Below are 12,518 nucleotides of genomic sequence, written 5' to 3'. Positions count from 1 at the left end.
ACAACGCCCCTTTTCATGTTCCTTTCGTTGCCACCCCTAACACGGAAAGGAAGTGTGTCGACCAGAGAAACACCATCTCTGTCGCAGCAAGTGTAGTAGCCTACTACATTAATAATATAACATCTTCCCTATTTCATTGCAAGATTATTTTCGGCACAGCCGAATCACAACATCCTCAAGCAGTTCATCGCCCGCCTGCCCCGTTTTCAGAAGATAGTCCGCATCGGCGAGGGCGAGGATGGCATGCTCAAGCGTTGCCTCTGAGAACGCCTTTGCGTGCCCGCCGAGTTTCTCCGCGATAAAGGGGTGCAGCCCCATGACCTTGCCGAGCCCCTTCGGCGGCGTACCGCTCATCAGCAGACGTTTCGCCTGCCAAAGTTGATGGACGTGGCGCACGAGGAGGGCGAGCAGCACGGTGAAGTGCACACCGTCCGCGCGGCAGCGCGCGAGGAGGTCGAGCGCTCGCCGCACATCGCGCGCACTCACGGCGTCCATCAGCGCAAAGACGGATACCTCGGGCATCTCGGAGAACGCCGCGCGCAGATCATCCTCGGTAAATTGTGCGTTATCCGTATAGAGGATCAGCTTTTCCAGCTGACGATCCAAAAATTCGAGCGAGATCGTCGGCATAATGCCCACGACATTCAGAAAGAACGCGCGCGCCCTCGGGTGCATCGAGCGTCCCATCTCACGCAGCCGTCCGTTCAGCCAGCCCTCCACGTTCCACGCACGCACGGGCTCGCTCTCGAGCACGCGCCCATACTTCTCGACCGTTTGATAGAGTTTCCTGCGCTTGTCGGGCTTTGCCGCGAGCGTAAAGATCGCGTAGGTTGTCGGCGGGAGGTCGGCGAGCAGCGGGATCAGGCGATCCGCGCCCGTGTCCTTCGGTGCGGGAACATCCTCTGCCTCCTCCGTCTTTTTCCCTGCGCGAAAGATTGCTGCATCGCGTACGAGCACGACAACCTTGTCCGTGAAAAACGGTGCAGTTTCGAGCGATTCCATCAGGATGTCAATGGACGGCATCTCCTCATAGCGGATGAGCGCGTCCGCACGATTTTCGGGATTTGGAAGGAGGCGGCGCAGAATCGCGTCCTCTGCGCGCCGCGTGTAGTAGCTCTCCTCCCCTGCGAGCAGGAAGACCTGCGGCGGCTCGCCCTTTGCGAGCGATGCCATAAAATCCGCGTAGGTCATCGGCGATAGCGCGCCATCTCCGCGCCCACGGTCGTCTCCTCCGTATGCCCCGAGTAGAGGATGGTATCGGGCGGCAGGGTAAAGACCTCGCGTGCAATGCTGTCCCAGAGCGCCCTCGTATCGCCGCCCGGGAAGTCCGTGCGGCCGACACTCGCGCAGAAGATTGTATCGCCGACGAATGCGGCGCGATCGCGTGCCGCGTAAAAGATGCAGGAGTCCGTTGTATGCCCCGGCGTATAGCGCACCTCGAGCGTCATCGCGGGATTCGCCGCGAGCGTGATGACCGCGCGATCCGCAAATGTCTTTACATCTGAGAGCGTCACGGCACCGCCGCCCCAAAGCGAGAGATTCCATCTTGGATCGCTGTAGTAGCGCGGGCTGTCCTCGGCGGCACAGACGGGGCAGGAGATATGCCGGAGGAAGTCATTGACCCCGCCGATATGGTCGAAATGACAGTGTGTGAGGAGAAGGCGCTCGATTGTCCAACCGCGCTCCTTTGCATGGGCGGCAAGGCGGTCGCCCTCCGCACCCGCATCGATGAGGAAGCCGTGCTTCGTCTCGTCATCAATATAGAAAAAGGAATTCGTCGGGATCATATCGCCGACGGTAACGCATTCGATCATATGGATGCTCCTGTTTTTGTCGGAAAGAGTAACTGGAGGATGTGGACGCCTGTCTTGCCGCACGCGTCGATGCCGTCGCGGCAGTATTTGCACGAGCAGACTGCCTTCTCTGTCGGCAGCTTCTGTGCGTGCCTCTGAAAGTAGGCGTGCTGTTCCTCCTCCGTCATGGGGGTGAACATGGGGGAGTTGCCGTTTTCGTAGCGGCGCGGGATGAGCTTTGCGTTGCCGGGAAAGCAGGGCGCGAGCAGGGCGTGCCCGTGGAAGCGGGTCTTGTCGAAATTCTCCTCCTGCTCGACGATTGTCACGTTCATCTTGTGCAGGAGGGAACGGATCGCCTCCTGCATCCCGCGTCGCTCCACCGCCGCCCAGCAGTCCTGCACGGTCATGCGCTCGCCGCCGTAGTCGGGGAAGGGGAAATCCGCATCCCGATCAATCAGCTCCCAGACGTACGTGAACGCGCCCGCCTTGGAGCTTTCCTCGACGATGTTCGCGCAGTTGTTGCATAGGACGATTGCGTGATCCTTCGGCGTCAGCTTCGGGTGATGCGGGCGGCAGCAACCTGCCGTCTGCACAAAGTGCCTCTCCTCAAGGTAGCGGCGCACCGCCGCACTCTCGGTGGGAAAGTCTGCCTGAACCTTGCAGCTCGGATAAAAGATTGTTGCCATAGTTGTTTTCTCCTAAAAATACACAGTCTTGGCTCAGCTGCCGCTGCTCCACTCGTAGGCGCGGCGCGGGTCGCCGATTTTGAGATAGATGATGCCGCAGTAAGCAAAGCCGCTCTTTTGCAGACAGCTCTGCATGGGGATGTTGTCTGCGTGGGTGTCGGCGCGCAGGTGCTCATGCTGTGTGCGTGCGAAGGCGAGAATGGTGCGGAATGTACCGTGCTCCGTCCCGTCGCTGCCGGCGCGGTGAATCGTGGCATAGGGGGAGTCGTCACGCCATGCGCCCTCGATGTGCGCGTACGTCGGATCGTCGCCGGGGATGAGCGCAAAGACGGCATGGAGATGCCCTGCATCATTTTCCAGCACATAGCTCACACCGTGCATGATATCCGCGCGTACGATCTCCTCCGACGGATAGCCGCCGCTCCACTGCGTCATGTTGCCCGAGCGGCGCATAAAGGCGCGCGCCGCCCCGTAGATGCGCAGGATCTCGGGAATGTCCTGCACTGTGGCTTGTCGTATCATTGCAACCCCTCCTGACGTTTCTATTTTACACGATTATACAATATTTTGAAAGAAGTGTTTGCGGCGGTGGGGAAATAATGCTATACTAAGGAACCACTGATAAATTCAGCGCCATCATCTTGGCGCATCTTTTTTGCCCACTTTTCGTAGGCAAATCCTCCACAGAGCACCACTCTGCGTCCGGTTTGCCTCCTTGTTCGGACGAAAAAATCTACGTCAATCTGAGGGTCTATTTTATCAGCGATTCCTAAAAAAGCATAAAATCGCCCCCGCACATCTGTTGTCGATGCGCGGGGGCATGCATTACTCATCGTTTTCGTGGATTTTGTTATTCGCGCGCGCGAGGAAGTCGGCGATTTCACCTGTGTGCTCCACGGGAATCCAGACGGATGCCTTTGGCTTCCACCGATCCTGCACCCTCTTTCGGAAGAAGGGGGTGACGGCGGTGTAGCGACGCCCGCGTGAGCGGATGATGGACACGCGTATTGCCTGTGTGTTCGACATCTCCAACATACCGATCTCGACAGTCGCATCGATGTTCAGTGCAAGTTCCTTGGTGTCCTGCACCTTTTTTGCCCGTGACGTCTTTTCTGCCATATTCGATTCCTCCCAACAATGGCTTCTTGCTGCTTGGATCATACCATTTTTTTAATAAGTTGCCAACTTTTTTCTAACAAAAGACCCCACACGAGGAAAAATTTGTTTTGCTCGTGTGGGGAATTTCATCATTCATCCGTATATAAGAGTGTCAGAGTACCCGTTGCACGGGTTGCGGCGAGATCGATGACGCGCTGGTTGCGCGAGCCGCGGAAGTGGAGCGTAAGGTCACGCTCTTCCTCGCGGTAGTCGCCGTCAACGAGCACATCGAGCTCATCGAGCAGGGCATCCACGGCAGAATTTTTCTGTGCACGCAGCTCCTCAAGCGTGTAGCCCGTGTAGCTCCACACATCGAGCCCGCGTGCATGTGCGCCGCGTGCGAGCGGGAGCAGCGCGGCGGGCTGTAAGAAAGGCTCACCGCCGCTGAGGGTGAGCCCTGTGAGAAGTGGATTCTCGTCGATTTCCGCAAGCACCGCGCCGACCGTCGTCATGCGCCCGCCGACGAGCGGCTGCGTATCCGGATTATGACAGCCGGGACAACGGCGTGGGCAGCCCTGTGTAAAGACGGTCAGCCGTATGCCCTCGCCATCCACGATGGAGTCCCGCGCGATCCCTGAGATGTGGATCTCAGTGGAGTCCGTGCTTGACACGCTCATGCTCCTCGGCCTGCTTGGCGTTGTTCCAGCGATCCGTGGTGCCGACGAGGTAGCCCGTGATGCGGCGGACGCGCTCGAACTTCGGCTGGCGCATCTCATAGCCGAGGGTGACACGACCGTCGTCCGTCCCCGTGATGGAGAGGCGATCCAGTTTCTCATGGGTCTGTCCCTCGATGTAGGCGATGTAGTTCTCAACCTCGTGCGGAGTGATGTCCGAGAGGCCGTTTACTGTGACATTGATATCGTTGACGATCATGCTGCATTCTCCTTTTTACACGCGCCCTTCCGGCGCGTTTTTCGCTTCGGCGATGGTTCACCGATTCGTGAGGATTATACAACATCTAGTGGGTGCTCGTCAATAGAAAATCTATATATAGTTGTTTGTGCACAAACTTATCCACAGGGATTTTTTGGAAAACGGGAGGTTTTTCAGCAAAAATATTGATGGGAAAAGGCATGGCGGGCTCGGTGACAGGCATAAAGTTATCCACAGTTTCCCCAGGGATAAACTGTGGATTTTGTGGATAACATTGGTTATGAAGCGGGGGTCTGTGGATCGTTTTCCGCAGAATCTGCGTTCTCCTGTATGACGGTTCGGATGGGATAGGGGATGTCAATGCCCTCGGTGCGGTAGCGGTCGGTGAGCGCCTTGATGAACTCGTGCTTGATGATGCCCTGATTGTCGAACATACTTGAGGGCAGAATGACCTTGAAGTTGATGGAGGAGTCACCGAAGTCTGTGTAGAGGACGAGCGGGTTCGCGTCGGGATTGTTGTCGACCCGCGCAAGCACTTCCTTTGCCGTCTCGATGGTGATGCGTTCGACGGCAGCGAGGTCGCTGTCATACGCGACACCGACGGGAACACTGACGTTGATGTTCAGCGTGGGCCGGCTGAAATTCGTGATGTTCGCGCCCGCGATGGTCTTGTTCGGGATGACGATGGTATTGCTCGCGCCGAGCGGGATGATGGTGGTAAAGCGCCATGTGATGTCCGTGACGCGCCCCTCCTCCCCCGATCCGAGGCGGATGTACTCACCGATGCGCAGCTGCTTGGAGAGGATGAGGTGCAGCCCCGAAAAGATGTTGGCAAGCGTCTCCTGCAATGCGAGCGCGACCGCCATACCGCCGACGCCCGCCGCCGTCAGGATCGGCGCGATGGAGATGCCGTAGTACTGGAGGATGACGAGGAGTCCCATGGCGTAGATGACACCGATGAGGATGCTGTTGAGGAGCGTCGTCTTCGGGAGATTCCGGTCCGAGCGCTCAAAGTACATGGTGACGACACCGTCCACCGTACGTGCAAGAACGCGCGTGATGGAGAAGACGTTGCTCGTAAAGAGGAGATACGAGAGCAGCTTGGTGAGCGTCGGGGAGATCTCGACGGCATCGATCGCCCAGTAGAGTCCGATGACGAAGCTGAAAAAGATGGGGACGCCCTGCATGGACCGGACGAGGACGTATTTCCATGTGCTTTCCTCTACTGCGACATGGTGACCGATGTAGCGGCGGATGAGTCGGTCGGCGATGATGCCCGCCGTGAGTGCCGCAAGAACGATGCTGCAGGGGACGATGAGGAGGTTGACAAGGTTGTTGAAGTTGAGTGTGTGAGAGAATATGGTCAAGGGATACTCCTTTCAAAATACATCAGTGTGCCTCGGCGGTAAGAAACTCCTCCCGTGCAGCAAAGAGGCACATTGTGCCGACGGGGCTTGTAATCGGGAGGGTGAGCTCGGGTGCGAGAGGTTTCGCCGCCCCGTGATCGTGACGCGGCGGATCGACGATGGATACGGCACTGCCATCCGCACGCATACGCGAGGAGAAATGTCCGTTGATGACGTTGAAGAGCTCGCCGACCGCATCCACGGCAAGCTCGTCCATTCCGTCGAGAGAGACGCCGCTATAGCCGCTCGCAAGTGCGTAGAACGCGTCCACGGAGGCGGAGAGGGCGACGATGAGGGGGCCGCCGTTCGCATCGAGGCGCTGCGATATCGTGATATAGGCGGCATTGCCTTCCCCTGCGGCAAATGCAGCGGTCACATGCGCATAGTCGGCGAGTCCTGTGAGAAAGGTGTCGGCGTATGCTTTGAAAAAATCGTTCATTGCCCCTCCACGTACTGCCTCATCTTGGTAAGTGCCGCCGTGATTTCGTCATCGGCATAGGGCTTCTGGATGAACATGAGTGCGCCGTTTTCGCTCGCGCACGCAATGTTTTCTGCGCTTGCCGCCGTCGAAAGCATGACGACGGGGAGGTTCGGATGCTCCGCACGCAGGCGGCGCAGCACCGAGCAGCCGTCGAGCTTCGGGAGGATGATGTCGAGGAAGACCGCGTCGGGCGACTTGTCCGCAATGAGCAGCAGCGCCTCCTCGCCGTCGCGCGCTTCGATGACCGTGTGTCCGCGGTCAAAGAGCTCCGCCTTGAGTTTGATGCGAACAAGGCGCGAGTCGTCAACAATCAGTATCTTCATGTTCGCGTTCCTTTGTGGGCAGTGCTGCCGCGCCAAAAGCGTGCGGGAGGAGTTCGGCGGGAGTGAGAACACGCACATCGCCCGCCGTATTCGCAAGGATGATGCGCGCAATCGGAAACTCCACGAGCACTTGGCGGCACATGCCGCAGGGTGCGCATGGGGCCGGGCTGTCTGCGATGACGGCGAGCGCCTCGAATTCCCGTTCGCCTGCCGTAACTGCCGCGGCGATTGCCGCACGCTCGGCACAGATACCGACGGGATAGGATGCGTTCTCGACATTGACGCCGCCATAGACTTTCCCGCTCCGCGCGCGGAGCGCCGCACCGACGGCGAAGCCCGAGTAGGGCGCGTAGGCGTGACGGCGGAACGCAGCCGCGCATTCGATGAGTTCGTTGTCGTTCATGTCATTTCCTCCTTATAATTCAAGACCTGCGCGTTTGCGCGCGCGATATTCGCGATCAAGGATACCGAGGACAACGAGATTCTCGTAGACGCCGCGATGCAGAATCGTTTCGCGGATGAGTGCCTCGCGCACCATGCCCTCGCTCTCGTAGAGATGCAGGGCACGCGCGTTGTAGTCTTTGCAGTCGAGCCAGGCGCGGTGTGCGCCCCTGTCCTCGAACGCCCACGCCTTGAGCAGCCGCATTGCCTCGTGTCCGTAGCCGAGCCCCTTCTTCGCGATGATGACGTGTGTCCATTCCTGCTCCTTCGAGTCGAGCAGCAGTCCCGTGACGTGGAGATAGCCGACGCGTTCTCCGCTGTGCTCCTCGACGATGATGTCCATCGCCGCCTTCCCCTGCATGACGATTGTCTCGTGCTCTGCGCGTGAGAACGGGACGATGAAGTCTCTGTTTTCCGCTGCCTCCTGCAAGCCGCAGATATAGTCGATATCCCCTGCCTCAGCGCGGCGCAGCCGGAGGCGCGGTCCCTCTTTCAGTATGTCAGACATAATGTCCTCCCTTGCTCCAATCATTTCCTTATATTTTACATTGAATGGATATAGAATTGCAAGATGTCTGTAGCGGTACATATAATTATAGATTGACGATATGGGACGAACATCTTATAATGGAAGGACAAAGTAGGGAATGTGTATCAAAAGGGAGGAAGGGTATGGAGGCGCAAAAAAAACCGTCGGTGCGTGAGGTACTTTGGAAGAAGAAGCGCGCGCGCGATCGGATACTCGACGCTGTGGGCAAGCTCTGCAACGAGGCGTGGGCACTTTTTGAAAAAATTGCAGCAGATCGTTCTGCAAGTACGAAGGATGCCGTGACTGTACGAGAGATCGGATTGCGCCTACGCGCGCTCGGGTATCTCATCGAGGGTGAGCATTACATTGACCGCATTGCCTTCGAACTGCAGACGAGGGAGGCCTATGTGACGGCGAACGAGGTCGCAAGAGCGTATGTCGAGGATATGGTTCTGCGATATCTCGACGGCATTCTCCTCTATGGAAAGCAGTCCGAATGGGACGATGATGCTCGGCGGGCGGAATACCTGACCGCGCTCGAAGCGTCTCTCGAAGAGATCCACACGGCGCTTGTCCCCGTAGCACCGCAGCAAGCAGACAAGAGCACTGCGGATGATTGATTGAAACAGAGTTTAGGAGGCTTGCCGTAGATGTTCGGTATGTCAATGGATATCGGAATTGACCTTGGGACGGCGAATGTACTCGTCTACGTCAAGGGCAAGGGGGTTGTTCTCAAAGAACCCTCGGTAGTCGCGGTGAACCGCGACACAAATCAGGTGCTCGCGATCGGAGAGGAGGCGCGGCAGATGATCGGGCGCACGCCCGGCAATATCGTCGCGATCCGCCCGCTGCGCGACGGCGTTATCGCGGACTATGACATTACGGAGAGCATGTTGCGCTTCTTCATTGAGAAGGTGGTCGGGCGCAGCATTGTCTTTCGTCCGCGCATTCTGATCTGCATCCCGTCGGGGGTGACGATGGTGGAGCAGCGTGCCGTGCAGGAGGCCGCCGAGCAGGCGGGCGCACGTCACATCCAGCTCATTGAGGAGCCGCTTGCGGCAGCGATGGGCGCGGGGCTCGATATCGTGGAGGCACAGGGATCGATGGTCGTCGATATCGGCGGCGGAACGACGGATGTTGCCGTCATCAGCCTCGGCGGCGTCGTGACGAGTGAGAGCATCCGTGTCGCAGGGGATTCCTTTGATGAGGATCTCATCGGCTACGTCAAGCGTGAGTTCAACCTGCTGATCGGTGAGCGTACGGCGGAGGACATCAAGGTGCGTGTCGGTGCCGCATATACATCGGCACGGCGCGAGCAGATGGACATCCGCGGCCGCGATCTCCTCACCGGGCTGCCGAAAAATGTTACGATCTCTACAGCACAGGCCTCTTCCGCCATTGACAGCTCGGTCATGCGCATTGTCGACTGTGTGAAGAAGGTGCTTGAGGAGACCCCTCCGGAGCTTGCGGCGGATATCATGGATCGCGGTATTGTACTGACGGGCGGCGGTGCGCTGCTCTATGGCATGGCGGAGTTGATTCAGCGCGAGACGGGAATACCGACCCTCGTGGCGGAAGAGCCCATGACATGTGTGGCGCTCGGCTGCGGCAAGGCGCTCGACATCTTTGATAAATTTGACGGCAAGGCAACGAATACGAGTTTTGAACGAAAAAAATAACAGGCAGGAAAAACGCATCTTACAGCGAAATTATACGAGAAGGCTGTTTTTCGGAAAAAGAGGGATGAGATATGTGGAGAGGACTGTATATTGCTGCGTCCGGTATGATCACGGAGACGAAGCACACGGATATGATCGCGAACAATCTCGCCAATGCTGCGACGACGGGCTTTAAGCGCGACGATATGGCGATCCGCGAGTTCGAGCCGATGCTTCTGCGCCGCATCAACGATCACTCTGCGGACACAGAGGTGACGAGCTTCAAGGGGTTCCGCGTCGATGGAAATCGTCCGCCGCGTGTTGGCACGTTGGGGCTTGGATCTGCCGTGGATGAGATCGCAACGGATCATCTTCAGGGTGCGATGCAGACGACGGGCAACACCTATGATCTTGCCATCTCGGGCGAGGGGTATTTCGTCATTGGCACGCCGCAGGGGCCGCGCTATACGCGTGACGGCAGCTTCTACCGCTCGAGCAGCGGACAGCTGCAGAATGTGCGCGGACAGGCGGTGCTCTCTTCGCGGGGGCGTCCGATCACGATCCCGGAGGATGCGACGCGCGTGAATATCTCGAGTGACGGACGCATCTATGCGAACGGTGCGCAGATCGCCCAGCTCGGCTTTGTGCAGTTCGATGCACCCGATGCGGTCATCAAGCAGGGAGACAACCTCTACCGCCCACAGGAGGGCGCGCAGCCGCAGCAGGCGACAGGCGTGATCGAACAGGGGATGCTCGAGATGTCAAATACGAGTGTTGTCACAGAGATGGTCGAGCTCATCAACAATTATCGCGTCTATGAGGCGGGCTCGCGGGCGGTACAGACACAGGACTCCTTGCTCGACAAGGCGGTCAATGATCTTGGGCGTACGAGTTAAAATGATTTAAGAGATAGGGCATTTCATTCGATATAAAAGAGTGAACGAAATGGAATCATTTCTTGGAGGGGGACATCGACTATGATGCGAGCACTTTGGTCTGCGGCGTCCGGCATGAAGGCGCAGCAGGTGCATATGGACGTCGTTGCACACAACATTGCGAACGTCAACACTTACGGCGGCAAGAAGGTGCGTGCGGAGTTTCAGGATCTCGTCTATCAGACACTGCGTGAGGCAGGCGCTCAGAACGGCGCGGACTCGCAGTACCCGACGGCGCTCCAGATCGGTCTCGGCACACGCGTTGCGGCAACCCAGCGTATCTTTACGCAGGGGCCTCTGCAGACGACGGACAACCCGACGGACATCGGCATCCAGGGTGAGGGGTTTTTCCGTGTTACCATGCCGGATGGCACGACTGCCTATACGCGTGACGGGACGTGGAAGCTCGACAGCAATCGCCGCATGGTGACGACGGACGGCTATCTGCTCGCGGACGGCATCACGATTGGTGAGAATGCGCCGCTCGACTCCATTACGATCTCCGGCGACGGGCGCGTGTCCTACCGTGAGGCAGGGCAGACCCAGCAGCAGGAGGCAGGGCAGATCACGCTCGCGCGGTTTGTCAATCCGGCGGGACTCACCTCTGTCGGCAAGAACCTCTTTGTCGTGTCCGATGCCTCGGGCGAGGCGATTGAGTCGAATCCGGGCGTGGATGGCGCGGGTACGCTGACGCAGGGGACGCTCGAGATGAGCAATGTGCAGATCGTTGAGGAAATGGTCGATATGATTGTTTCCCAGCGTGCATATGAGTCCAACTCGAAGGCAATCACGACATCGGATTCGATGCTCGAGATTGCGAACTCGCTCAAGCGTTGATTTCTCAAAGACGTACAATTACAGCCATTCTATTCCTATGGAGTGGCTTATTCGCTTTTCTGTGGACGACAGCGGCTTCTGCCGCCTATGGCGGTGCGCAGGGTGACCGCTTTCCGACAATCCTCTCTTCCGCACAGCTCTCGGAACTTGCTGTGCAGAAGATCGAGGAGAAACTGGGGGAGATGGGCGAAACACGGCGGCATGAGCTACATCTTCAGCGTGCGGCGTCGACCATGCATCTGCCTGCTGGAGAGGTGACCGCCGTAGTGGAGTTTCCACGCGGGCTTCCCTATAGTCGCGAGTTCCCCGTTTCCTTTGCCGTCTACATTGACGGCGTGTTCTATCGGCGTGCGACGAGTTACTACCGGGTGACGGTCTATGACCGTGTGCTCGTGGCAATGACGAACATCCGCGCGGAGGAACCGATCTCCGCCGCCAATGCGCGTGTGGAGGAGCGGACGGTGGACACTCCGCCGGAGCTGACGCTCACGGATTTTACACGTCTTGCGGGGCGTGTTGCGGGGCGTTATATTCAAAAGGACGCCACGATTACGCCGTCTGTGCTCGCCATGCCGCTCGTTATGCGGCCGGGCAATGCGGTGGAGCTGGTCTTTGATACAAACGGCATAGTCATCCGTGCGGAGGGCGTGGCACTTGAGCCGGGACGCATCGGCTATGAGATCCGCGTGCGCAATGTGCGCTCGGGCAAGATCCTGCGCGGCAAGGTAATCGATGCTGCGACTGTGCAGATCATCGGATAAGAGAAGTACGGATAGCATTTCCATAAGGAGTTCGATATGAGTAAACAAAAATGGCTCGCAGGGATGTTGGCTGCCGCCCTCTGTACGGCAAGCCTTGCTCCCACCGTTTCGGCAGAATCCCTGTGGAACAATCCGAACGGACATCCGACCAAGAACCTGTTCTCTGACCACCGTGCGACGGGCATCGGGGATATTGTCACCATCGTTATCAGCGAGTCGACAATAACCTCGGCGTCGCGCAATAGTTCAAATGAGAAGAGCGGGTCGGTCAGCCTCGGTGCCGGCATTGGTATTTTCGACTTCCTCAAAGCGGCATCGGCGAACGGTTCGGATAAGTTCAATGCGAAGGGCTCTGCCTCCTCGTCGAATCGCGTTGCCGGCAATGTCACGGTCACCGTGGTGGATGTGACGCCAAACGGCAATTTCATCCTTGAGGGCACGCAGTCCATCTGGCAGAACCGCAATGAACACAAGATTGTCTTCCGCGGCACCTGCCGTCCCGAGGATATATCGAGTTCGAATACGATCCTCTCCTCGCGGGTAGCGGATGCGACCGTGCGTTTTGATGGGAAGGGACCTCTGAACGCGAAGCAGCGGCAGGGCATTCTCACACAGATCTTCAACATTCTGTTCTGAC

18 protein-coding genes are annotated in these 12,518 nt (G+C 58.1%); 6 read left to right on the top strand and 12 right to left on the bottom strand.

What is annotated here, in order from left to right; translation table 11 throughout:
• Positions 1-144 precede the first annotated feature (144 nt).
• The 12 genes from holA to HMPREF9081_RS00460 all read right to left on the bottom strand — a co-directional run bounded on the left by holA (position 145) and on the right by HMPREF9081_RS00460 (position 7,669).
• Positions 145-1,191 (bottom strand): DNA polymerase III subunit delta, encoded by a 1,047-nt coding sequence (gene holA, locus HMPREF9081_RS00515; protein WP_006304915.1) that lies wholly within the window; start codon positions 1,189-1,191, stop codon positions 145-147.
• Complete coding sequence (locus HMPREF9081_RS00510; protein ID WP_006304914.1) at positions 1,188-1,814, bottom strand: MBL fold metallo-hydrolase; 627 nt, start codon at positions 1,812-1,814, stop codon at positions 1,188-1,190. The genes holA and HMPREF9081_RS00510 overlap by 4 nt, the downstream gene beginning before the upstream one ends.
• Positions 1,811-2,479: a hypothetical protein gene (locus tag HMPREF9081_RS00505; RefSeq protein ID WP_006304913.1), complete on the bottom strand. Its 669-nt coding sequence runs from the start codon at positions 2,477-2,479 to the stop codon at positions 1,811-1,813. The genes HMPREF9081_RS00510 and HMPREF9081_RS00505 overlap by 4 nt, the downstream gene beginning before the upstream one ends.
• A gap of 33 nt (positions 2,480-2,512) precedes the next feature.
• Positions 2,513-3,001 carry a GNAT family N-acetyltransferase gene (locus HMPREF9081_RS00500; protein WP_006304912.1) on the bottom strand — a complete coding sequence of 163 codons (489 nt, stop codon included), beginning with the start codon at positions 2,999-3,001 and terminating at the stop codon, positions 2,513-2,515.
• 303 nt (positions 3,002-3,304) lie between these two features.
• Entirely contained in the window at positions 3,305-3,598 is a 294-nt protein-coding gene (locus HMPREF9081_RS00495; RefSeq protein ID WP_040394149.1) for a hypothetical protein, read from the bottom strand.
• A gap of 128 nt (positions 3,599-3,726) precedes the next feature.
• A complete protein-coding gene (nrdG, locus tag HMPREF9081_RS00490) occupies positions 3,727-4,254 on the bottom strand; it encodes an anaerobic ribonucleoside-triphosphate reductase activating protein (RefSeq protein ID WP_040394148.1) in 528 nt (175 codons plus the stop codon).
• Positions 4,226-4,510, bottom strand: a complete 285-nt coding sequence (nrdD, locus tag HMPREF9081_RS00485; protein ID WP_006304909.1) for an anaerobic ribonucleoside-triphosphate reductase — start codon at positions 4,508-4,510, stop codon at positions 4,226-4,228. The genes nrdG and nrdD overlap by 29 nt, the downstream gene beginning before the upstream one ends.
• Positions 4,511-4,788: 278 nt before the next feature.
• A complete protein-coding gene (locus tag HMPREF9081_RS00480; RefSeq protein ID WP_006304907.1) occupies positions 4,789-5,877 on the bottom strand; it encodes a mechanosensitive ion channel family protein in 1,089 nt (362 codons plus the stop codon).
• A 22-nt stretch (positions 5,878-5,899) separates the two neighbouring features.
• Positions 5,900-6,355: a hypothetical protein gene (locus HMPREF9081_RS00475; RefSeq protein ID WP_006304906.1), complete on the bottom strand. Its 456-nt coding sequence runs from the start codon at positions 6,353-6,355 to the stop codon at positions 5,900-5,902.
• Positions 6,352-6,720 carry a response regulator gene (locus tag HMPREF9081_RS00470; RefSeq protein WP_006304905.1) on the bottom strand — a complete coding sequence of 123 codons (369 nt, stop codon included), beginning with the start codon at positions 6,718-6,720 and terminating at the stop codon, positions 6,352-6,354. The genes HMPREF9081_RS00475 and HMPREF9081_RS00470 overlap by 4 nt, the downstream gene beginning before the upstream one ends.
• Entirely contained in the window at positions 6,701-7,123 is a 423-nt protein-coding gene (locus HMPREF9081_RS00465; protein ID WP_006304904.1) for a cytidine deaminase, read from the bottom strand. The genes HMPREF9081_RS00470 and HMPREF9081_RS00465 overlap by 20 nt, the downstream gene beginning before the upstream one ends.
• Before the next feature lie 12 nt (positions 7,124-7,135).
• A complete protein-coding gene (locus HMPREF9081_RS00460; protein ID WP_040394147.1) occupies positions 7,136-7,669 on the bottom strand; it encodes a GNAT family N-acetyltransferase in 534 nt (177 codons plus the stop codon).
• Between the two features lie 164 nt (positions 7,670-7,833).
• On the opposite strand from HMPREF9081_RS00460, the gene HMPREF9081_RS00455 reads away from it, so the two are divergent.
• From HMPREF9081_RS00455 to HMPREF9081_RS00430, 6 genes are all read left to right on the top strand, one after another.
• Positions 7,834-8,310 (top strand): hypothetical protein, encoded by a 477-nt coding sequence (locus HMPREF9081_RS00455; protein WP_040394146.1) that lies wholly within the window; start codon positions 7,834-7,836, stop codon positions 8,308-8,310.
• 30 nt (positions 8,311-8,340) lie between these two features.
• Positions 8,341-9,369 carry a rod shape-determining protein gene (gene mreB, locus HMPREF9081_RS00450; RefSeq protein ID WP_006304901.1) on the top strand — a complete coding sequence of 343 codons (1,029 nt, stop codon included), beginning with the start codon at positions 8,341-8,343 and terminating at the stop codon, positions 9,367-9,369.
• A gap of 71 nt (positions 9,370-9,440) precedes the next feature.
• On the top strand, positions 9,441-10,244 hold the full coding sequence (gene flgF, locus HMPREF9081_RS00445; RefSeq protein WP_006304900.1) for a flagellar basal-body rod protein FlgF: 804 nt from the start codon (positions 9,441-9,443) through the stop codon (positions 10,242-10,244).
• Between the two features lie 81 nt (positions 10,245-10,325).
• Positions 10,326-11,120, top strand: coding sequence for a flagellar basal-body rod protein FlgG (gene flgG / locus HMPREF9081_RS00440; protein WP_006304899.1), 795 nt, complete (start codon positions 10,326-10,328; stop codon positions 11,118-11,120).
• A complete protein-coding gene (gene flgA, locus HMPREF9081_RS00435) occupies positions 11,117-11,881 on the top strand; it encodes a flagellar basal body P-ring formation chaperone FlgA (RefSeq protein WP_006304898.1) in 765 nt (254 codons plus the stop codon). Before flgG ends, flgA begins: the two co-directional genes overlap by 4 nt.
• A 36-nt stretch (positions 11,882-11,917) precedes the next feature.
• A complete protein-coding gene (locus tag HMPREF9081_RS00430; protein WP_006304897.1) occupies positions 11,918-12,517 on the top strand; it encodes a flagellar basal body L-ring protein FlgH in 600 nt (199 codons plus the stop codon).
• Position 12,518: the final 1 nt, after the last annotated feature.

The sequence above is a fragment of the Centipeda periodontii DSM 2778 genome, assembly GCF_000213975.1.
Taxonomy (GTDB): Bacteria; Bacillota; Negativicutes; order Selenomonadales; family Selenomonadaceae; genus Centipeda; species Centipeda periodontii.
Note: the sequence above shows the minus strand (reverse complement) of the source record. Positions and strands in the feature narration are given on the sequence as shown.

Excerpts from the sequence above, each read along its gene's own strand:
- holA (WP_006304915.1), bottom strand. The coding sequence starts at position 1,191 with ATGACCTACGCGGATTTTATGGCATCGCTCGCAAAGGGCGAGCCGCCG.
- HMPREF9081_RS00510 (WP_006304914.1), bottom strand. The coding sequence starts at position 1,814 with ATGATCGAATGCGTTACCGTCGGCGATATGATCCCGACGAATTCCTTT.
- HMPREF9081_RS00505 (WP_006304913.1), bottom strand. The coding sequence starts at position 2,479 with ATGGCAACAATCTTTTATCCGAGCTGCAAGGTTCAGGCAGACTTTCCC.
- HMPREF9081_RS00500 (WP_006304912.1), bottom strand. The coding sequence starts at position 3,001 with ATGATACGACAAGCCACAGTGCAGGACATTCCCGAGATCCTGCGCATC.
- HMPREF9081_RS00495 (WP_040394149.1), bottom strand. The coding sequence starts at position 3,598 with ATGGCAGAAAAGACGTCACGGGCAAAAAAGGTGCAGGACACCAAGGAA.
- nrdG (WP_040394148.1), bottom strand. The coding sequence starts at position 4,254 with ATGAGCGTGTCAAGCACGGACTCCACTGAGATCCACATCTCAGGGATC.
- nrdD (WP_006304909.1), bottom strand. The coding sequence starts at position 4,510 with ATGATCGTCAACGATATCAATGTCACAGTAAACGGCCTCTCGGACATC.
- HMPREF9081_RS00475 (WP_006304906.1), bottom strand. The coding sequence starts at position 6,355 with ATGAACGATTTTTTCAAAGCATACGCCGACACCTTTCTCACAGGACTC.
- HMPREF9081_RS00470 (WP_006304905.1), bottom strand. The coding sequence starts at position 6,720 with ATGAAGATACTGATTGTTGACGACTCGCGCCTTGTTCGCATCAAACTC.
- HMPREF9081_RS00465 (WP_006304904.1), bottom strand. The coding sequence starts at position 7,123 with ATGAACGACAACGAACTCATCGAATGCGCGGCTGCGTTCCGCCGTCAC.
- HMPREF9081_RS00460 (WP_040394147.1), bottom strand. The coding sequence starts at position 7,669 with ATGTCTGACATACTGAAAGAGGGACCGCGCCTCCGGCTGCGCCGCGCT.
- HMPREF9081_RS00455 (WP_040394146.1), top strand. The coding sequence starts at position 7,834 with ATGGAGGCGCAAAAAAAACCGTCGGTGCGTGAGGTACTTTGGAAGAAG.
- mreB (WP_006304901.1), top strand. The coding sequence starts at position 8,341 with ATGTTCGGTATGTCAATGGATATCGGAATTGACCTTGGGACGGCGAAT.
- flgF (WP_006304900.1), top strand. The coding sequence starts at position 9,441 with ATGTGGAGAGGACTGTATATTGCTGCGTCCGGTATGATCACGGAGACG.
- flgG (WP_006304899.1), top strand. The coding sequence starts at position 10,326 with ATGATGCGAGCACTTTGGTCTGCGGCGTCCGGCATGAAGGCGCAGCAG.
- HMPREF9081_RS00430 (WP_006304897.1), top strand. The coding sequence starts at position 11,918 with ATGAGTAAACAAAAATGGCTCGCAGGGATGTTGGCTGCCGCCCTCTGT.